Here is a 21,617-nt window from a genome sequence, read left to right on the forward strand (position 1 = left end):
TATGCTGATACTTATTACTACAAACTTAAATCGTGAAATGCCTAATTTGGGGATAAAAATCTTTTTTATGAATTGCATTGTTAGGTAGATCTTGAAACTAAAAGTTTATTTTCGTAAAAATCCATGTGTAAAAATATGATATTTAACACATGGATAATTATGTAATGGAGCGTTATTTATATAAATTTACATAAACGGTTTGAATAGTATCGGCAGGATTAGCTGATACTTCTTTTACATAGTAGAAATGGGCATCGTTAGCGATAGCATATTTTTGTGCAGCAGCGCTAATTTCGCTAGTGTTGTTAAATGTGCCATGGAACACGATAGTTTCATAAGGTTGCATTATTTTGAAAGCATCGTCGGTGATTTCATAAGCATCTTGGCCGGCTATTGCTTTGGAAATAATAACATCACGAACCGGTGCATCTTTTTGGTATAAAGCAACGTCAATATCTTGCTCACGATTTTTTACATCATTAGGCATAATTGAATAAACATAAAATGCATAGGCATTTTTTTCGGTAGCGATTTTGCTCGCTGCATCCATAATTTCAGAAGTGTTATTGTAATCACCTCGGAATTTAACGACCGCAAATGGTAAATAATAAAGCGCTTTAGAACGCGGATAAAGCACAATACCGTTATGGGTCACTTCTTTTTTGCTTACAGCAATAGGTGCATTTGATTTATAGATATCAGCATAAACAACGGCCCGATCAGTTGTCGTACCTGTAGCTGGCTGTTGAATACCAGTTATATGATAATATTTAGCTCCAGCTTCATCGGCAGCTTTAGATATATCATCTTCTGCATTTTGTGCTTGCAAGTAGCTACCAGTTACAGAAATTTCTTTAAAAGGGATTAAGTATTGACTTTCGTCAGCGGTTAAAGGTAGTGCTGCATAAATATTGGCAACAGGTAAAGATAATAGTAAAGCTAATGCAATAGATGATTTATTAAAACGTTTCATAATAATGTCCTTTGTATTTATGTTATAAAAATTAAAAAACAATTTGTAACGCTTAAACTAAGTTTGTAATGCTTATACTGTGAGGGTTTGCATGAGAGTAGAGAAAACGAAAAACGCTCTCGATATCAATCTGTTACTAATTTTTTCAAACAGCTAAATAAAACAGTGTGGAAAAGGTGGAAATGAAAAATAACTGTTTAATAGTATATATTAATCAAAATATTTGTGTAGATATCGATCTGCTTTTTTGTTAAAAAAATATATTTAAGCATTTTATGCTAAAAAATCTTTCAAAATTATCAAAGTTTTTTTCAATAAATTCATGCATTAACGCTAAATATCATCATTAATTGTGCTGATAAAGTTGTTAATAATTTGCGCAGTTAATCCCCAAATAACAAAATCATTATAGTGATAAAAATGGATCTTATGTTCCGATCTTTTTTGCCAATTTGCTGTTCGATTTGGCACTAGATCAAAGGGAAAATCATTATCAGGTTTAAACCCAACAAACATAGTTGCTTGTTTGGGTGGATGCTTAATAAACCAGGCAATCGGTACGGTAAATACCGATTCAACTTCGTCATGGTTGATTAGCAAATTATCCAATTTATCTAATTGATCAATTTTTGCTACAAAAGGATAAATTTTCATAGCAAATGACGCAATAAATTTAGGTAATTGTCCTAAAATGGTTATTTGATCAATCGCGATTCCTAATTCTTCGAAAGTTTCACGTTTAGCGGTATATTCGGGACTGATATCAGATGGTTCAACTCGTCCTCCAGGAAAACATATATCACCTGGTTGCCATTTAAGTTTTTTCGAACGTATTTGAAAAAGCAGGTGTAATTGTTTTTCAACCTCGATAATAGGTATTAAAACAGCAGCTTTATTTATCAATTGAAATTGGTTTTTGGTATTTTTCAAAGATTGTGATATTTTTTCTACAGTGATCATAATATTTATTTCGTTTTATTTTTAAATTTACATTCTTTTTACGTTATAATAAAAAATTATTGGAGAAATTGTTCGTCAATAGTACACCTTTTTCACCTGAATTATGCTATGCAATACGATATTAATAACATAAAAAAAGAACTTGATGATCTTGCAGTATTAAAACACGATCGAGCTCAAAGTGGTATGTCTTCGGCATTTCATCGTGTTTTTTCATTATTGCCAGTTTTATTTCATTTTCATCATCCTGCTCTACCAGGTTATGTTAGTGAAGATACGCCATTAGGTATTGCATATTATCAACCACCCAAAGAAATTATTGATCAATTAAAAAAAGACTTTGATTTTAATCACTCAAATAACATAAATTACGCGGATATTTCTGCTTTATATTCTATGGGGAGTACTTGTTCGATTGGGCAATCTACCACATCGGATCTTGATATATGGATCTGTATTGAAAATAATTTATCTACAACTCAAAAACAAGCATTAATCAAAAAGTGCCGATTGATTGAAGTTTGGGCTGAAGAATTAGGGGTAAAACTGACGTTATTTGTTGTTGATGTCGACCGATTCATCAATCAACACCATGAATGTTTAATGGGTGAAAACTGTGGCTCTGCTCAACACATATTACTGCTTGAAGAATTTTATCGTTCAGCCAATCTTTTAGCTGGTAAACGATTATTATGGTTTGCTGTTCCCTCTGATTTTACGGTCAATAATGTCACTTATCCAACCTATGAAAAATGTGTCCAAGCATTAGTGGTATCTAATATCATCAAACGTGAAGAATGGATCGATTTTGGACCGTTAACCGGCTTATCTGCCGAAGAGTATTTTGGCGCAAGTCTGTGGCAACTCTATAAAAGTATTGATTCACCATTCAAAGCTGTATTAAAAACACTATTACTTGAAGCTTATTCTTCGATCTATCCAAAGAATAGGCCTATTGCATTTGAGATGCGAGAATGTATTCAAAAAGGTGAAATACATGCGCATAATTATCTCGATTCTTACTCGATGTTATTAGATCGAATTTCGAATTATTTGATAGAGATTAGAGATTTTCAGCGCCTCGAATTGGTCAGACATTGCTTTTACTTAAAAGTGAATGAAAAATTATCTCACAACTGTGATTCACCATCATGGCGACGTGCAGTGTTAAATGAATTTGTGCAACAATGGGGATGGCATGAATCATTATTAGCAAAATTAGATGCTAGTAAAACTTGGAAAATAGAGCAAGTTCGTGAAATACACGAAATATTGCTTCATACCATGATGACAGGCTATCGTAATCTACTTAATTTTGGACGGCGCAACAATCTAGATTCCCTCATTAGTCCGCAAGATTTAGCGATATTAACTCGCAAATTATATGCATCTTTTGAAGTTTTACCGGGTAAAATCTCCACATTAAAATTGAGTATTTCCGATAATTTACAAGAAGATGTCTTGACCTTTATTCATGTTAAAGAAGATCGAATTAATCGAGCTGGTTGGTATGTTTATAACCAGAGTCCTACATTAAATTCGATCGTTGGGCATCAATATTTAGAATACAGTAAATATTTAGTCAAATTAGTTGGATGGTGTTACTTTAATGGGTTGATTTCCGATTCAACCCAATTTCATTATTATGATGGTGATGACCGAGATAATCAAAAAATCACTAAATTGATTAAAGATCTTAAAGATTATTTTCCAATTGAAGTTCCTTCAGCTACTGAAGAGCAGTTATATGGGCCATGTGAAATACGTCATTTAGCTATCATATTGAATTTAGAAAATGATCCAACAATCAATTTAGAATTAGAAGATGAGATCAGCACCAATGTCTTAAATTATGGTAAACAAGAATTAAGCTTAGTTAGTTCAATTGATTTGCTTTACCGTAATTCATGGAATGAAATTCGAGTGTTACATTTTAGTGGTAGCCTATGTGTACTCGAAGCCATAAAAGCTTTACTTAATCGCATGCATAAAGATGCTGATTTACCCAATTCGGTTGAGATTTTTTGTTATAGTAATCAGCTCAGCAATGAAATTAAAAGCCAGATGAAGAAGCTGATGTATGATTGTGTAGATTTACGCTTATCTACGACAAAAAATAATTTTACCCAAGTTAAACCATTAAGAATTGATGGGGCGTCATGGTATCTATTTTTTGAGCGATTTGGCGTTTCATACCATCAGTTTGAGAGTGCCATTGATTTTTATGGTGCAGTATCCAATAATAAAGTTCAAGGTAGACCTCTTAATATTTTAGATGAAAGTAATGAATTACCTAAAGAAATAGATAGTGTCGCTTATGAAGGTATTATTCAATTCTTTTTTGAAGACACGGTAAATGGATTTGATTTATATATTTTAAACGAGCATAATCAGATCGAAATTTACCGTAATTGTAACGGCACCAAAGAAAACATGGTCAAAGATATTAATGACTTCTATGTATTATCTGATGACCGCTTTACCTTTACTACCAGTAGTTCTGTTAATTTTAATTTACCACAATTCTATCAAATCACTTATAATGATTCGGGTAAACGCGAAATATTTTTACTCAATTAGGTTAATTAACAGGCTTATTAAAAAATTGAGAAACGAGCTTTTTAGTATATAACGTAATAAAAAATTAAATAATTAGCTTAAAAAATAAATTTTCTATTAAAATAATGGGAACTTTTTTTAAATTTATGAATCTAACTATTAGAGTGCACAATTTTGGGCCACACTAATAGTGTTAACATAATGAGGAATGGCCTTTAATGGGGGAGCAAATAACAGACCAAGTTTTAGTTGAACGCGTTTTAAACGGAGATAAAAATGCGTTTAATTTATTAGTGGTTCGTTATCAAAATAAGCTCGCTCATTTGGTATCACGTTATGTTTTACCTTCTGAAATCCCAGATGTTGTGCAAGAAACCTTTATAAAAGCTTATCGCTCATTAAGCTCTTTCAAAGGTGAAAGTATTTTTTATACTTGGTTGTATCGAATAGCGGTTAATACAGCAAAGAATTATTTAACTTCGCAAGGTAGACGACCACCTTCTTCAGATATAGATGCCAGTGAGGCTGAAGGTTACGAAGGTGCTGACTCATTAAGAGATGTTGATAATCCAGAAAGTTTAGTACTTTCTAAAGAAGTTGAAAAAGTGGTATTTGACGCAATTGAAGCATTACCTGATGATTTAAGAACGGCCATCACCTTACGCGAAATTGATGGCCTAAGTTATGAGGAAATAGCCGAAATTATGGGTACACCAGTTGGAACAGTGAGATCACGGATTTTTAGAGCCCGTGATGCTATTGATGAAAAAATAAAACCATTAATCAATTAACGCTCTGAATAAATTAAAATAAGTAGCAAAAAATTAAGGTATCTACTATGCAAATAGAACAGAAACAGCAACTTTCATTATTAATGGATGGTGAGTCTACTAATGATCACTTCATTGATATGGTTAGCCATGATGAAAGTTTGCAATCCTGCTGGCATCGATATCACATCGTGAGAGAAGCAATGCGGGGAGAATTGCACGCTAGTTCATTAACATTAGATATTAGTAATCAAGTTGCTATGGCAATCGCGGATGATGATTTGTATCCACAACTAACCGAGCAACCATCACAAGAAGAGATTTCAATTCCCAAAGCTGAAAATCTGTTTTGGCTGCGAGCTAAAGACGTTATGGCTAAAGTTAGCCAAGTTGGACTTGCTGCTTGTGTCACTTTAGCCATTATTGCTGGGGTTCAATATCATCAAGGTCAATCTGATGATGCTAGTGGGGTTCCAACACTTAATACTGTACCTATGGGGGTTAATGTTGCCCCTGTTGGTGGAATACAACAACATAACGATCAGCAATTACTTGAAAAAAGACAATATGATAAAATTCGATTGCTGGTTCAAGATTATGAATTACAAAAAAGGTTGAATGCCCGTTAAATAAATATGAATTTTTTATTTTCTTTAATAAATTATAAGTCAAAACAGAGTAACAATTTTATTATTACTCTGTTTTTTATATTGTTTTCTATATTGTTTTCTACATCAGCGATAGCGGCTGAAACAAATGAAGCATTAAATTTATTAAATAAAATGGGTAAAGCAGTGCAAACCAGTGATTATCAAATTCACTTTCTATCTCAAGATAGAGACCAATTTGCTACAACTTTCGAATATAATCACCTAGGCGCCGCCAAAAAAGAAAATATTAATGCACAACTGCTTTATCTTGAAGGACCGGCAAAAGAGATCATATTACATAACAATACTACCAGTTATTTTCAACCGGATAGCCCTTCATTTTCAATTGCGAGTTCTCGTATAACTGAGGCTTTTCCTGACGTTGTCTATAATGATTTTAACTCGTTAGCAAGTATTTATGACTTTATTTTATTAGGTAAAACTAGGACAGCCAATCGTAGTGTCCAATTAGTTAAAGTACTAGCTAAAGATAGAGATCGTTATAGTTATGTTATCTGGATCGACGATGAAAATTTCCTACCATTGCGAATAGATTTAGTTGATGATGATAATGATATTGTTAATCAATTAAAAGTGTTAGATATTGATGCTAGTTTTGATGCCAAAAAATTTAAAAATTATATTGATAATCGAACCTATCCAATTCTATTATCAATCGAGAAACAGAATAATTTACTTGATGCTTGGCGTTTAGCATGGTTGCCAAAAGGATTTAAAGAGATTGCCGCCTATAATGTCAATTTTTATAGTTCTGATATAGCGACCAAACTGTTTTCTGATGGTGTATTTTCTTTTACGGTAAATGTCTCTTTAGAGCAGGCAAGCCAATCAAATCAACTTATTCAGCAAGGTGGACGCACAATATTTTCGACTAATCTGGGTAACAAAAACATTATCATTATTGGTAATTTACCCGAAGCCACGATTGAAAGAATTGCGCAAAATATTGTTGAGAAATCACCGGAAACCTCTCGATAACACTATGCTTACTGACTATTAATGTGTAGAATGTTTGCTTCTATTTTCGTGATTATTTGACTTGTTATTTATAGCCAATAACATTAACGATAATTAACAGTACATAACTAAAATATAACTTATTGATATGAATAAAAATATTCGCAATTTTTCAATTATTGCCCATATTGACCATGGTAAATCAACGCTTTCTGATCGTATTATCCAAATCTGTGGTGGACTTTCTGATCGCGAAATGGAAGCACAAGTTCTAGACTCAATGGATCTAGAACGTGAACGTGGTATTACAATTAAAGCACAAAGTGTTACTTTAGATTATCATGCTAAAGATGGCCAAACATATCAGCTTAATTTCATTGATACACCTGGGCATGTTGACTTTTCCTATGAAGTATCTCGCTCACTTGCCGCATGTGAAGGTGCGTTACTGGTGGTTGATGCCGGACAAGGTGTTGAAGCACAAACCCTTGCTAACTGTTATACCGCACTTGATATGGATCTTGAAGTCGTACCGGTACTTAATAAAATAGACTTACCGGCAGCTGAACCGGAAAGAGTGGCCGAAGAGATTGAAGACATTGTTGGGATAGATGCTAGCAATGCAGTAAGATGCTCGGCTAAAACTGGGGTTGGCGTGGTTGATGTACTTGAACAACTGGTTCATGATATCCCTGCACCAGAAGGGGATTCTAATGCACCACTGCAAGCACTAATTATTGATTCATGGTTTGATAACTATTTAGGCGTGGTATCACTAATTCGTATCAAAAATGGTGAGTTAAATAAAGGTGACAAAATCAAAGTTATGAGTACCGGCATGACTTATAATGTTGATCGTTTAGGCATCTTTACGCCAAAGCAAGTTGATAAAGATTGTTTACATTGTGGTGAAGTAGGTTGGGTGGTTTGTGCAATTAAAGATATTTTAGGTGCACCTGTAGGTGATACATTAACATCAGCTAGAACGCCTGCAGATAAAGCCTTACCTGGCTTTAAAAAAGTGAAACCACAAGTCTATGCTGGATTATTTCCAACTAGTTCTGATGATTATGAAGCATTTCGTGATGCATTAGGTAAATTAAGCCTTAATGACGCTTCTCTCTTTTATGAGCCTGAGAATTCTGGTGCATTAGGATTTGGTTTCCGTTGTGGTTTTCTTGGCTTATTGCATATGGAAATCATCCAAGAGCGATTAGAAAGAGAGTATGATCTTGATCTAATTACTACTGCACCAACGGTAGTTTATGAAGTTTTAACTACACAAAATGAAATTATCTATGTTGATAGCCCAGCAAAATTACCGGCAGTCAATAACATTCAAGAACTGCGTGAACCAATTGCTGAATGTAACATATTGGTCCCACAAACCTATTTAGGTAATGTAATTACTTTATGTGCTGAAAAACGCGGTGTGCAAATTAATATGGTTTATCATGGCAATCAAGTAGCATTAACTTATGAGATTCCAATGACTGAAGTTGTTTTGGACTTCTTCGATAAACTAAAATCAACTTCGCGCGGATATGCTTCACTAGATTACAGTTTTAAACGTTTCCAAGTTGCTGACATGGTCAGATTGGATGTATTAATTAACGGTGAGCGGGTTGATGCGTTAGCGCTTATCACCCATAGAGATAATGCACCTTATCGTGGTCGAGAGCTGGTTGATAAGATGAAAGATCTTATTCCGCGTCAGCAGTTTGATATCGCTATTCAAGCCGCAATTGGCAATCATATTATAGCGCGTTCAACCGTAAAACAACTGCGTAAAAACGTCTTAGCCAAATGTTATGGCGGTGATGTTAGTCGTAAAAAGAAACTTTTACAGAAGCAAAAAGAGGGTAAAAAACGTATGAAGCAAGTAGGTAATGTTGAATTACCTCAAGAAGCGTTTTTAGCTATTTTGCATGTAGGTAAAGATTAATTCGTTAAAGAGGAAAAAAAATGGCTGGAATGTTTGCCATCATATTAACATTTGCAACATTTATTACGGCTATCTTCTGGTTTCTGGAAAAATTCCGCTGGAAACCAGCTAGACAACGTAAAGTTGAAGAAGTGCGTAAAGCCCATAATGGTGAGGTAGATGGTCGAATACTTGCTGAGGTTGGAAAACCAAAAGGTTGGGTAGAGAGCATATCATCATTCTTTCCTGTTTTATTTGTGGTATTTGTTATTCGTTCATTTATTTATGAACCATTTCAAATTCCATCAGGGTCAATGATGCAAACCTTATTAATTGGTGATTTTATTGCTGTGGAAAAATTTGCTTATGGCTTAAGAAACCCTATTAATAATAAAGTATTAATTGCAACCGGTACACCAAAGAGAGGTGATGTTGCTGTTTTTAAACACCCTAACATACCGCAAATGGATTTAATTAAACGTGTGGTTGGTTTGCCTGGTGATAAGATTGTTTATTTGGTTAATGAAAAGAAAATAGTTATTTATCCTGCGTGTAAAACAACTGATAGTAATTGTGTTGGTCAACGAACTGAACAATTAGATTTGCACTACACACAACCGCAGCCAAGCAATTGGAAACAAGTACACGAAAAAGATAAATCTGCGCCGATTTTCTATACGCTTGAACAATATAAAGATAAAGGTATTGTAGATTCGCAAAATAGAATTACGTTAGATATAAAAATCCAACAAGAGACACTTGGTGATAAACCGCACGACATCTTAACAACGCAAGGTATAACCGAAGATCCAACTTACTTTTATCATCAAAAGGGTCAACCAGTAGCAACTTGGGTAGTACCAGAAGGTAACTACTTTATGATGGGTGATAATCGTGATAATAGTGGTGATAGTCGATATTTTGGTTTTGTACCTGAAGAAAACTTTGTTGGTCGAGCAACAGCTATTTGGGTTAGCTTTGAAAAACAACCTGATGAATGGCCAACAGGGGTTCGATTTAGCCGAATAGGTGGAATCCACTAACTGCGATGACTATGAAAAATTTGAATCAACTACAAAAAGCTATTGGTTATCAATTTAAAGATATAACTTTACTTCAATTAGCTCTGACACATCGCAGTGCTAATAAGATGCATAATGAACGTCTTGAATTTTTAGGGGACTCGATTTTAAGTTTTGTTATTGCTGATGAACTTTATCATCGATTCCTCAAGCAAGATGAAGGTGACCTTAGCCAAATGCGAGCCAGTCTAGTTTGTGGTCAGACCCTTGCCGAAATGGGTAAAGAATTCAAACTCGGAGATTATTTAATATTAGGTCAAGGTGAATTGAAAAGTGGTGGTTTTCGTCGGGAGTCAATTATCTCCGATGCGGTAGAAGCCATCATTGGCGCTATTTATCTGGACAGTAATATTGAAAACATTCGTCGCTTAATCTTATCTTGGTATCAAACTCGCCTAAAGCAAATTCAACCAGGTATTAAGCAAAAAGATGCCAAAACGCGGTTACAAGAATATTTACAAGGTATACGACATGAAAGACCTTGTTATTTAATCCTTGAAGTAACGGGTGATAATCATGAACAAGAGTTTTTGATTCAATGTAAAATTGAAAACGACGATCACCAATATTTAGGGCGAGGTTTAAGCCGTCGTAAGGCTGAACAAGCCGCAGCTCAAGAAGCATTAAACCAATTAGGTATAAAATGACAGAATCAAAACAACATTGTGGATTTGTTGCGATAGTTGGCAGACCAAATGTCGGCAAATCAACATTATTAAACCAATTACTTGGGCAAAAAGTATCTATCACTTCACGTAAGGCACAAACCACTCGTCATCGTATTGTCGGGATTGATACCCAAGGTGACGATCAAATTATCTACATTGATACACCAGGCTTACATATTGAAGAAAAAAGAGCTATCAATCGCTTAATGAACCGTGCTGCTAGCAGTTCAATTGGTGATGTTGAATTGGTTATCTTTGTTGTCGAAGGTACGCACTGGAATGAAGATGATGAGATGGTTGCAGGTAAACTTAAGGATTGTAAAGCACCTATATTATTAGTGATCAACAAAATTGACAATGTAACTGATAAAACCCAACTACTACCTCACATCCAAGAAATTAGTCAAAAAATTAATTTCCTAGATGTGGTGCCAATTAGTGCCGAAAAAGGGGAAGGCGTTGACATTATCAAAGATATTGTTAAAAAACATTTACCGGTTGGTCAACACCATTTTCCAGAAGATTATATTACTGATCGCTCACAACGCTTTATGGCATCAGAGATCATCCGTGAAAAATTAATGCGCTTTTTAGGCGATGAATTACCTTACTCTGTCACGGTTGAAATTGAGCAATTCAAAGTTGACGAACGTACCGGCATGTATCGCATCAACGGTTTAATCCTAGTTGAACGCGATGGGCAAAAGAAAATGGTTATTGGTAACAAAGGTGAAAAAATCAAAAAAATCGGCATTGAAGCTCGCAAAGATATGCAACTCTTTTTTGATAACAAAGTCCATCTCGAATTATGGGTAAAAGTCAAAGCGGGTTGGGCTGATGATGAAAGAGCGCTGCGTAGCTTAGGTTATAGTGACGATTAATCTGTACCTCTAAAAAATCAGGCAAAAAGTTTGCCTGATTTTTTATCATCTCCAGTTAAAAGTCACGATTATGACTTTTAAATAGTCCAATATTGCTTCCTTTAAAAATTTTAGTTATTAAAGCCAACATCCTACTTTGGAAAGCTAGTTAAATTAAATTTCGAATATTAAAAAATAGTTAGCATCTATAATTGCCCGTAATAAGCATTTTTACCATGCTTACGAAAATAGTGTTTATCCAATAACTCTTGTTGGATTTTTATGCCAACATTCAGATTGCGAGTTGCTAATGCCATAGCGGCAATCTCTTCTAGTACCACTGCATTATGTACGGCATCATTAGCATTTTTTCCCCAACCAAAAGGACCATGCCCGGATACTAGCACACTAGGTATTGCTAATATATCAATGGAACGTTTAATGAACTCTTCAATAATAACTTTACCAGTATTGCGTTCATAATCGTTGGCTATTTCATTAGTGGTTAGTCTGCGAGTGCAGGGAATATCACCATAAAAATAATCTGCATGAGTAGTGCCTAAAGCTGGAATATCTAATCCTGCTTGCGACCAAATTGTCGCATTTCTTGAATGAGTGTGTATAACACCGCCAATTTGAGCAAAAGCCTTATAAAGTTCAATATGCGTTTGGGTATCGCTTGAAGGATTAAGTTTCCCTTCAATTTTTTTTCCTTCAAGATCAACAATAACCATATCGTCCAGTTGTAACTTATCGTAAGCCACACCTGAAGGTTTGATAGCGATAACACCATTATTTCTGTCAATTTCAGATACATTTCCCCAAGTAAATGTTACTAGTTGATAATAAGGCAATAACAAATTTGCAGCTAAAACGCGTTCTTTTAATTCAGTAAACATACCAAAAATCCTGTTTTATAATAAATCAAATATCAGTAATAAGCAGAGGACCATATCAACGGATATCGTCCTATACTTAAACTTCACCGTTAGTCAACATCGCCGATATGACGAAGCTTTTTGCCTAGCATCAGATTTTTTTCAATACGCTCCAATGAAATATTTTTTGTTTCCGGTACAAAGAAAATCACAATGAAAATAAACAGAACATTCATGCCGGTATATAACCAAAATGTTTGAGCAACACCTATATGACTCAATAATGTGAGGAATGTAGCACCAATGATCATATTTGATATCCAGTTAGTCGCAGTTGAACAAGTCACACCAAAATCACGACTTTTGAGTGGTTGAATTTCAGAACATAAAATCCACACTACCGGTGCGGCACTCATTGCATAACCACCAATACACATAATAGCCATACCCACTGCAGCATACGATGTGATTGACGATGGATTGCCATTTTCAATTAGTTGTAAACAAACACCCAATATCAATGTACCTAATGCCATAATACCGAAGCCGACTTTGAGAATCGGTTTGCGACCTAATTTATCAACCGTAAAAATTGCAATAAATGTCGCTAATACAAAGGTAAGACCAACAATTATGGTTGCAACCATTTGTTGTTGGGTACTCTCAAATCCGGCAAGACTAAAGATTTTCGGTGCGTAATACATAATAATGTTCATACCGGTAAATTGTTGCATGGCTTGTAATGCCATACCTAGGTAAACCGTTCGGCGGACATTTTTGTTTGCTTTAAATAGTGTCCATCCCTGTTGTTTTTCTTGCAAACTATCCTTGATATCATTAAATTCTTGTTGAATTTTTTGCGGATCGCTACGGATTGACGCTAAAACTTTCTGTGTTTCATTTAGTCGTCCTTTTGAGGCTAACCACCTAGGACTATTTGGAAGGAAGATGACAACTATAAATAAAATGATTGCCGGAACAGAGATTATCCCCAACATCATCCGCCAATCGCCGGTATAACTAAAGTAGGTATCAGAGAGAAATGCTACTAAAATACCAATGGTGACTAAAAGTTGGTAAGCGGCAATCATCTTACCGCGAATATTTTCTGGAGCCATTTCAGAAAGATAGAGTGGTGCGGTATACGATGCGATACCTACGGCAAAGCCCAAAATAACTCGCCAAACTAGAAGAATTTCTACGTTAGCTGCCAAAGCTGATCCAAAGCAACTTATAATAAAAAATAGGGCACCGGCTAATAAACTATATTTTCTTCCTAAATAAAAAGATAACCAACCATTGGATAAGGCCCCGAAAGCAGCCCCAAGCATCATGGAACTCACTACCCATTCTTGCAATTGAGTCGTGAGTTCAAACTCAATGGTGATAAACGGTAAAGCTCCTGCAATAACACCGATATCCAAACCAAATAATAATCCGGCCATTGCAGCTGAGAAACCGATTAGAAAAGTCATTCTTTTGGCAGAATCTTTTGCCATTTTATTCGTCGTTAAAGGCGTATTCATATCCATCTTATTATTCCTTCTATTCTTTAATTCTGAGAATAATTGGAAAGAATATTTCCAATTATTAAACTAAATAAAATTTATCCAGCATAAGGATTACAATACGCAATCTCATTCCAACGTAACGCATTTCTAAAATCGTTAATTCGGGTATCTTCATCAATAACTAATAGCTCGATATTATGCAGTTGTGCATAAAGCCGCAAATAATCCATAGAAAGTGCTTGGCTATAAACCGAGTGATGTGCAGCCCCAGCAAGAATCCAAGCTTCAGCTGATACCTTCAATGATGGTTTTGGTTTCCAAACCGCGCATGCTACCGGTAGTTTAGGTAGTGCGTAAGGTTGTTTGATTGTTTCGAGTTCATTAGCCACTAATCGGAAGCGATTACCAATATCGATCAGACTGACATTAATTGCCGCCCCGGGTTTTGATGGAAAAATAAGTCGAGCAGGATCAGCTTTACCGCCAATTCCCAGATGTTGGATATCAAGTAAAGGTTTGATTCCATCATCTATAATAGAGGGACAAACTTCTAACATATGCGAACCAACAACTAATTCATTCCCTTTGGTAAAATCATAGGTATAATCCTCCATAAAAGCCGTACCGCCAGAAAGTCCTTTGGCCATTAATTTCATAGTGCTAAGTAACGCAGCAGTTTTCCAATCACCTTCACCAGCAAAGCCATAGCCTTTGGCCATTAATCGCTGAACGGCAAGCCCCGGTAGTTGTGTCATACCGTATAAATCTTCAAATGTGGTGGTAAACCCGCAATAATTACCCTGCTTAAGGAATTGCTCAATACCTAATTCGATTCTTGCAGCATCGATTAAGTTTGGTCTTTTCTCACCATTAATTTGCGCAACAGGAGTGAGGTGATAAAGTGATTCATATTCATCAATCAACTGCGCAATATCCCCCTCAGTAATAGCATTAATTACCGACACCAAATCACCAACGGCATGAGTATTGACTGAATAGCCAAATTTAATTTGTGCTGAAACTTTATTCCCTTCAGTTACCGCAACCTCTCGCATGTTGTCCCCAAACCTAACGATTTTCATGGTTTTTTCTGCATTAATTGCTACACAAACTCGCATCCATTTTGCAATCTGTTCATGGACCTCTTTATCTTTCCAATAACCGGTTACCAGTGAATGTGGTTGACGCATACGTGAACCGATAAAACCAAATTCACGGCCACCATGGGCAGTTTGATTGAGATTCATAAAATCCATATCCATTGAATCCCAAGGAACGACTTCATTAAATTGGGTATGAAGTTGTAGTAGCGGTTTTTGTAGATGACTTAATCCATTAATCCACATCTTAGCTGGCGAAAAGGTATGTAGCCATGTAATTAAGCCTACGCATTTGGCAGAATAATTCACCTCCTGACAAAGGTTAAATATATCGTCAGGCTTGGTTGCAAGTGGTTTAAGAACAATTTTAACCGGTAAATTGGCTTCATGATTAAAATAATCGGTGACTTGTTGAATATTTTTCTTAATTTGTTCAAGTGCTTCTGAACCATATAAATGTTGACTACCGGCGACAAACCAAATTTCAGCTTCTTTATAAACAAACATAATGGACTCCTTTAGAATTTATTCATATTTTGCAAATAAAATTAAACGTTATAGTTCGGCTCACTAGATGCTGACCAAACTAAATACTTTTTATATAATTCTTGATATTGATGGACTTTATCTTTATTAGGGATAAAAGTGGTTTCGAGTCTGCTGGACATGCTATTTTGAGCGGTGGGAATATCGGCATAAACATTGGCGGCTACAGCGGCAAATATTGCCGCACCTAACGCACAACATTGTTCTGAACTTACCACGGTGAGTGGTCTATTCATTACGTCGGCACAAGCCTGCATGATAACTGGCGATTTTTTAGCAATTCCGCCTAATGCAACAATCTCTTTAACTGGTACATGTTGATTAATAAAACACTCCATAATTGCCCTAGCACCAAAGGCTGTTGATAAAACCAAACTACCGAACAAGGTTGCTGCATCAGTTGCAATTGTTAAATTACTAATAACGCCTTTTATTCGTTGATTGGCGTAAGGGGTGCGACGACCATTAAACCAATCAAGGGTTACAGGAATTGTGTCTAGATTTGGATTTTCTGCCCAAGCTTGGGCAATATCACTTAATAATTTATGTTTTAAATCCTTTATTGTTGATTGCAATTCAGGTGAAGTTGCCATTAACCTTTCCAGTGGCCAACACAAAAGTTTTTTGTACCAGGCATAAATATCACCAAAGGCAGATTGACCGGCCTCAAGACCAATATAGTTTGGCATCACACTGCCATCTACTTGACCACAGATGCCTTTAATTGGTCGATTATCAATGACAGCCTGTTCTGCTAATAAAATATCGCAAGTAGAGGTGCCAATTACTTTTATTAACGTATAAGGTTTGGCGCCAGCACCTACCGCTCCCATGTGGCAATCAAAGGCACCACCAGAAATGATGACCGAAGATGGCAAGCCTAATTTTTCAGCCCACTCTTGAGTAATTGTGCCAACTTTATGGTTAGCCGTATAAGTCTCTTCAAATAAAGGATAAGGTAAGGCAGTTACTAAAGCTGGATCGAGTTTTTCAAAAAACTCATAAGGTGGTAAACCATGCCACTCTTCACTCCAAAAACATTTGTGACCGGCAGCACAGCGACCACGTTTTATCTTATTTGGTGCAGTAGTTCCAGAAAGTAAAGCGGGTACCCAATCACACAGTTCAATCCAAGAGGCTGAAGCATTTTTTACCGCACTGTCTTGACGAAAAATGTGCATAATCTTCGCCCAAAACCATTCGGAAGAATAAACTCCACCACAATATTGCAAATATTGGCAATAAGGTTCGGTTTTGCACAGGCTATTAATCTCTTCAGCTTCATTTACCGAGGTATGATCTTTCCATAGAATAAACATAGCATTAGGATTGTTGTTAAACTCTGTTTTTAACGCTAATACTTTACCATTTTCATCAATTGGTGCTGGAGTAGAGCCTGTTGAATCAACGCCAATGGCAACTATGTTTTGTGCATCAGATTTTAGTTGTTTGACAACTGATTGTATTGATTGCGTCATTGACTCAATATAATCGAGAGGATGATGTCTGAATTGATTTTTTTGGGGATCACAAAACTGACCTTTTGCCCATCGTGGGTAATAAATTACTTCTGTAGCTAATTCTTTGCCATTCTCGCAGTCGACAGCTAAAGCTCTGACAGAATCGCTACCAAAATCTAATCCAATGGTTATTTTTTTATTCATCCGCTAATACCTCAAAGACTAATTAAATGGAATTTTGGGGAAGAATAATTAATATCCGATAAAACAAATAGGTACGTTGTTGCTATAAATATAGACGATTCTGCACACCTAAATTGTTTTGTGATGGAGATCTCACAATTATCACTATTCAAAAAAATTTTTTATGTAAAAATAAAAAAAATTGCCAAGAATTGAGGATGCTAAATGAGTAATGAACAACAAAATGACCCGTTACTACCGGGTTATTCATTTAATGTCCATCTTGTATCTGGTTTAACTCCGATCGAAAAAGAAGGCAAATTTGATTTTTTCATCGATCGCCCTAAAGGGTTAAATGGTTACATTATCAACTTAACTTATGCAGGGCAGGGGACTATTTATCGTGATAATGAGTCATTCAATTGTTATCCAGGTGATTTTGTGCTTTTTCCTCCCAAAGAGCCCCATTTATATGGTCGTAAAGAAGATGAAAATAATTGGTTTCACTTTTGGGTTTATTTTAGACCTAAATCAACATGGAAATATTTATTAAGTTGGGAAAATCGCTTAAAAGAAACCGGGTTTTATCGCCCTAATACTCAAGTAAAAGACGAGCTAGAACAATTATTTATAAAAATTGTCGAGGTAGGGCAATCAAATATAATTTATTCGGAAAATTTAGCCATGAGTATGTTAGAGCAATTCTTAATACGCTGTGCACAAGAGACCTCTGCTACTAATCCCCCTAAAATCGATACTCGCGTATTGCAAGTTTGTAACTATTTAATTGATACTCTTGATGAAAATAATTTTACCCTGGATATTGTGTCACAAAGAGTGTGTTTGTCGACATCAAGGATCGCCCATATGTTTAAAGATCAAATTGGTATGTCGATTGGCGAATGGCGACAAGAGCAACGAGTAAATCGGGCGAAACTGTTATTGCAAACCACGACCATGAGTATTGCCGAAATTAGTCGTTCAATTGGTTTTGATGATCAACTCTATTTTTCGCGGATCTTCAAAAAGAGAATAGGTTTGAGTCCGCAAAAATATCGCAATAGTACCCAAGAACAGAATGAAAGGAAAATTCAAAGTGTCAATTCGCTTTATTTTTATGATAGACAAAGTGATTCTATTGTTGAATGAATTGAGCTAACCATTTAGCTCAGGTTTTACTAATGATACAATCTAAATTCAACCTGTTACTAGTTTGATTTTATTTTAAATGGTTTGCCCTTTTTCAATTTGATAAGGCAGACAGACGCTATTAGGAATTATCTCTCCGTCAAGCCTTTTTAACAGTAATTCAATGGCGACTTTACCTATTTCGAATCGTGGCGTAATAACAGTAGCAATATTTTGTTTATTGGCTCGACCAATTTCTAATCCATGGAATCCTGAAATAGCGATTTGTTCCGGAACAGGGATACTATAATTTTGGCATTCAAGTAAAACACCAATAGCCATATCATCGTTAGTGCAAAATACACCGTCCATATTCGGATATTCTTGTATTGCTTTATGAAAAAGATGTTTGCCTAAATCGATAGATGAAATCGAATTTGGTAAAATTTGATGGGGAACCAATCCTGATTGCTGCATTGCTTGCTCATAACCCTGATAACGCTGACTATCTCGCACGCTAGCAATTGAGTTAAAATAGATAATATTTTTTTTACCAGAGGCAATCATCTTCATTGTCATGTCATATGCAGCTTTTTGGTTATCAAATCCAACTTGGATATCAAAAAACGTATTGGTAATATCCATTAACTCAATAACAGGAATCTTAGCTGTCTTTAAATATTCAAGCGTAGTTGTTGTATGTTGTTTTTCCATCAAAACTAATGCATCAATATTATAAGATAGTAAATTGATAATTTTCTCTTCCTCAATTTGCTTATCATAATTGTAATTAGTAATAATGGTTTGATAGTGATGGGTTGACGCGACTGATTCAATACCAGCTAGAACTTCTAAAAATATCTGATTTTTAAATGATGGAATGGCGATACCGATACAACGGCTACGAGAACCTAACATGATTTGTGGGGCAAGATTAGGTATATAATTAATTTCTTTTAGTACCTTGGCGATTTTTTCTCTATTTTTTTCTGATATTTGCTTAGGATTTTTTAAATAGCGACTAATTGTCATTTTAGTCACACCAGTTAAATCGGCAATATCTTGTAAACTAATGCGTTTATCTTTCATAAATCGTTATTTAAAGGAATTATTCAAAAGAAAGCGGCTATTTTATCAGTAAAATAGCAAAATAAATAACATTAGTTATCTTTAATTAAATGAAAAAGGTAATAGTCACTATTACCTTTTTATTGAAAATGGAGATTATTTTTTAGGTGCTTTAACGTTAGCCATAAGAACAACGGATAATACTAAAGCTGCGCCCATAAAAATATAAGATGCTCCAGCACTACCGGTTGCAGCATTGATAACACCAACTAACCATGCGCCAATGAATGCACCAAGCGCGCCAAAACTATTAATTAAACCAATCGAAACACCCGAAACATTACTAGGTAATAGTTCAGGAATTAAGGCAAAAAACGGTCCATATGGTGCATACATACATCCTGCTGCGATAGATAATAAGATGAAGCAGATCCAGAAATGTTCGGCACCAAGTAAATAAGCGGTAAAGAAAGCAATAGTCGCAATTAACAATAATGGCCAAACAAATAATTTTCTGTTTTGAAGTTTATCAGAATAAAAAGAGACAATTAACATCATTGCAATCGCAACAAAGTAAGGGATAGCCGCTAACCAACCAACTGAAACGATATCAACATTACCAGATGCTTTAATGATTGATGGCATCCACATCATAAAACCATATACTCCAATGCTCCATAAAGCATGAACTGCACAAAGTTTAATTACATTACCTGAACGAAATGCTTCACCATAATTACGCATTGGTTTGATATTTTGCTGCTCTTTATCCATTACTGCTTGGAATTCAGCTTTTTCTGCGTCGGTTAACCATTTCACTTCTGATGGTTTATCTCTGACCAAAATCCACCAAATTACGGCCCATAAAACGGCAGGTAAACCTTCAATAACAAACATTTCACGCCAGCCGTAAAGGTCGATTAGATGAGCGGAAACAATAGACATCCACAATACTGTTACTGGATTTCCTAATATTAAAAACGTATTGGCTTTTGAGCGTTCAGCTTTTGTGAACCAAGTACTAATATAAATTAACATTGACGGCATCACAGCAGCTTCAACAATACCTAAAACAAAGCGTATCGCCATAAGTGAAGGTATATTACTGACCATTCCTGTTAGTGCGGCACACATTCCCCATAAAATAAGGCAAACAAAAATCAGTTTTCGAACACTTTTTCTAACCGCGTAAATAGAACCTGGAACTTGGAAGAAAAAGTAGCCAAGAAAAAACAATGCACCAATTAATGATGACGTACCTTTAGTAATGCCTAAATCATCATTGATACCGGCAGCAGCGGCAAAACCATAATTTGCACGATCTAAGTAAGCTAGACTGTAAGTGATAAAAATTATTGGCATTAATCGCCACCATCTCGATGGTGCTAATTTTTGTGTGATATTCATATTCATTCCCTTTATAAACTAAATAAAATCCTAGATAAATTACGACAAATGTTTATGGTTCTAATCATCTCAAATAACGCTCATTAGCTTTAAATCATAAACATCTGTGTAATTTGTGATGGGTGATTAAACCGCAGCTAGCATTCCGCCATCGACATAAAGAATATGTCCGTTGACAAAATTAGATGCTTTAGAGGATAAAAATACCGCTGAACCAATCAGTTCTTCAGGTTTTCCCCAACGAGCTGCTGGTGTTCTTTGGCATAGCCAGCTGGTGAACTCTTTATTTTCCACCAGTGCTTTACACATCTCAGTATCGAAATAACCAGGACCAATACCATTGACTTGAATGTTGTAGCGGGCAAGTTCAACACACATTCCTTTTACTAACATTTTTACCGCTCCTTTCGAGGCGGCGTAAGGCGTGATAGTGTCTCGACCTAATTCACTTTGCATTGAACAGATATGAATGATTTTTCCTTCACGGCGGTTAATCATATGTTTAGCCACTTGTTGTGAAACTAAAAACACCGCTTTTTGATTAACGTTAATGACAGCATCCCAATCTGCTTCAGGAAATTCTGTAAAAGGATGACGACGTTGAATCCCAGCATTATTAATTAAAATATCAATAGCACCGATTTCTTTCTCAATATAATTAATTGCTTGCGTTACGGATGCTAAATTAGTGACATCAAAACCTACACCAACCGCATCAATACCTTGTTGCTGCAATAACTTGGCAGCATTATCGGCTCTTTCTTGAGTAATATCATTGATGATAATACTAGCGCCATATTGACCTAAACCATTTGCTAAAAGATTACCAATTCCTTGAGCAGAACCGGTGATGAGTGCGCGTTTTCCTTTCAATTCAAATAAAGACTGCATGACTTTCTCCCTTTTTTTTAA

General features: G+C 35.6%; 18 protein-coding genes. 9 read left to right on the forward strand and 9 right to left on the reverse strand.

Translation table 11 applies throughout. From position 1 onward, the window contains the following. Positions 1-172 precede the first annotated feature (172 nt). Together DKK70_RS04180 and DKK70_RS04185 are read right to left on the reverse strand one after the other, a co-directional pair. Positions 173-973 carry a YdgH/BhsA/McbA-like domain containing protein gene (locus tag DKK70_RS04180; protein WP_110432859.1) on the reverse strand — a complete coding sequence of 267 codons (801 nt, stop codon included), beginning with the start codon at positions 971-973 and terminating at the stop codon, positions 173-175. Positions 974-1,306: 333 nt separating this feature from the next. Then, the gene (locus DKK70_RS04185) at positions 1,307-1,933 is read right to left on the reverse strand and encodes an NUDIX hydrolase (protein WP_110432860.1); all 627 of its coding nucleotides are present in this window, start codon (positions 1,931-1,933) and stop codon (positions 1,307-1,309) included. A gap of 108 nt (positions 1,934-2,041) precedes the next feature. Between DKK70_RS04185 and DKK70_RS04190 the strand changes: the two genes are divergently transcribed. The 8 genes from DKK70_RS04190 to era all read left to right on the forward strand — a co-directional run bounded on the left by DKK70_RS04190 (position 2,042) and on the right by era (position 11,445). Continuing rightward, complete coding sequence (locus DKK70_RS04190) at positions 2,042-4,513, forward strand: class I adenylate cyclase (RefSeq protein ID WP_110432861.1); 2,472 nt, start codon at positions 2,042-2,044, stop codon at positions 4,511-4,513. Positions 4,514-4,710: 197 nt separating this feature from the next. After that, the gene (gene rpoE / locus DKK70_RS04195) at positions 4,711-5,283 is read left to right on the forward strand and encodes an RNA polymerase sigma factor RpoE (protein ID WP_110432862.1); all 573 of its coding nucleotides are present in this window, start codon (positions 4,711-4,713) and stop codon (positions 5,281-5,283) included. Between the two features lie 47 nt (positions 5,284-5,330). Then, entirely contained in the window at positions 5,331-5,891 is a 561-nt protein-coding gene (locus DKK70_RS04200) for an RseA family anti-sigma factor (RefSeq protein ID WP_110432863.1), read from the forward strand. An 81-nt stretch (positions 5,892-5,972) separates the two neighbouring features. After that, on the forward strand, positions 5,973-6,911 hold the full coding sequence (locus DKK70_RS04205) for a MucB/RseB C-terminal domain-containing protein (protein ID WP_181415905.1): 939 nt from the start codon (positions 5,973-5,975) through the stop codon (positions 6,909-6,911). Between the two features lie 127 nt (positions 6,912-7,038). Continuing rightward, positions 7,039-8,835, forward strand: coding sequence for a translation elongation factor 4 (gene lepA, locus DKK70_RS04210; RefSeq protein ID WP_110432865.1), 1,797 nt, complete (start codon positions 7,039-7,041; stop codon positions 8,833-8,835). Positions 8,836-8,855: 20 nt separating this feature from the next. Next, a complete protein-coding gene (gene lepB, locus DKK70_RS04215; protein WP_110432866.1) occupies positions 8,856-9,857 on the forward strand; it encodes a signal peptidase I in 1,002 nt (333 codons plus the stop codon). 11 nt (positions 9,858-9,868) lie between these two features. After that, the gene (rnc, locus tag DKK70_RS04220) at positions 9,869-10,543 is read left to right on the forward strand and encodes a ribonuclease III (protein ID WP_110432867.1); all 675 of its coding nucleotides are present in this window, start codon (positions 9,869-9,871) and stop codon (positions 10,541-10,543) included. Beyond that, entirely contained in the window at positions 10,540-11,445 is a 906-nt protein-coding gene (gene era, locus DKK70_RS04225) for a GTPase Era (protein WP_110432868.1), read from the forward strand. Before rnc ends, era begins: the two co-directional genes overlap by 4 nt. A 185-nt stretch (positions 11,446-11,630) precedes the next feature. Here era and DKK70_RS04230 read toward each other — a convergent pair whose 3' ends face one another. From DKK70_RS04230 to DKK70_RS04245, 4 genes are all read right to left on the reverse strand, one after another. Further along, positions 11,631-12,323 carry an L-ribulose-5-phosphate 4-epimerase gene (locus DKK70_RS04230; RefSeq protein ID WP_110432869.1) on the reverse strand — a complete coding sequence of 231 codons (693 nt, stop codon included), beginning with the start codon at positions 12,321-12,323 and terminating at the stop codon, positions 11,631-11,633. 89 nt (positions 12,324-12,412) lie between these two features. Next, positions 12,413-13,834 carry a sugar porter family MFS transporter gene (locus DKK70_RS04235; protein ID WP_110432870.1) on the reverse strand — a complete coding sequence of 474 codons (1,422 nt, stop codon included), beginning with the start codon at positions 13,832-13,834 and terminating at the stop codon, positions 12,413-12,415. A 74-nt stretch (positions 13,835-13,908) separates the two neighbouring features. Then, positions 13,909-15,420 carry an L-arabinose isomerase gene (gene araA / locus DKK70_RS04240; protein WP_110432871.1) on the reverse strand — a complete coding sequence of 504 codons (1,512 nt, stop codon included), beginning with the start codon at positions 15,418-15,420 and terminating at the stop codon, positions 13,909-13,911. Positions 15,421-15,461: 41 nt separating this feature from the next. Next, entirely contained in the window at positions 15,462-17,123 is a 1,662-nt protein-coding gene (locus tag DKK70_RS04245) for a ribulokinase (RefSeq protein WP_110432872.1), read from the reverse strand. Between the two features lie 204 nt (positions 17,124-17,327). Here DKK70_RS04245 and araC point away from each other — a divergent pair, with 204 nt between their 5' ends. Then, a complete protein-coding gene (gene araC, locus DKK70_RS04250) occupies positions 17,328-18,251 on the forward strand; it encodes an arabinose operon transcriptional regulator AraC (protein ID WP_110432873.1) in 924 nt (307 codons plus the stop codon). 75 nt (positions 18,252-18,326) lie between these two features. Here araC and idnR read toward each other — a convergent pair whose 3' ends face one another. From idnR to idnO, 3 genes are all read right to left on the reverse strand, one after another. Continuing rightward, positions 18,327-19,319 carry a DNA-binding transcriptional regulator IdnR gene (gene idnR, locus DKK70_RS04255; protein WP_110432874.1) on the reverse strand — a complete coding sequence of 331 codons (993 nt, stop codon included), beginning with the start codon at positions 19,317-19,319 and terminating at the stop codon, positions 18,327-18,329. Positions 19,320-19,454: 135 nt separating this feature from the next. Next, the gene (locus tag DKK70_RS04260) at positions 19,455-20,705 is read right to left on the reverse strand and encodes an MFS transporter (RefSeq protein ID WP_110432875.1); all 1,251 of its coding nucleotides are present in this window, start codon (positions 20,703-20,705) and stop codon (positions 19,455-19,457) included. Between the two features lie 126 nt (positions 20,706-20,831). After that, positions 20,832-21,596 (reverse strand): gluconate 5-dehydrogenase, encoded by a 765-nt coding sequence (idnO, locus tag DKK70_RS04265; RefSeq protein ID WP_086359370.1) that lies wholly within the window; start codon positions 21,594-21,596, stop codon positions 20,832-20,834. Positions 21,597-21,617: the final 21 nt, after the last annotated feature.

It is taken from the genome of Gilliamella apicola, assembly GCF_003202655.1.
Classification (GTDB): Bacteria; Pseudomonadota; Gammaproteobacteria; order Enterobacterales; family Orbaceae; genus Gilliamella; species Gilliamella apicola_R.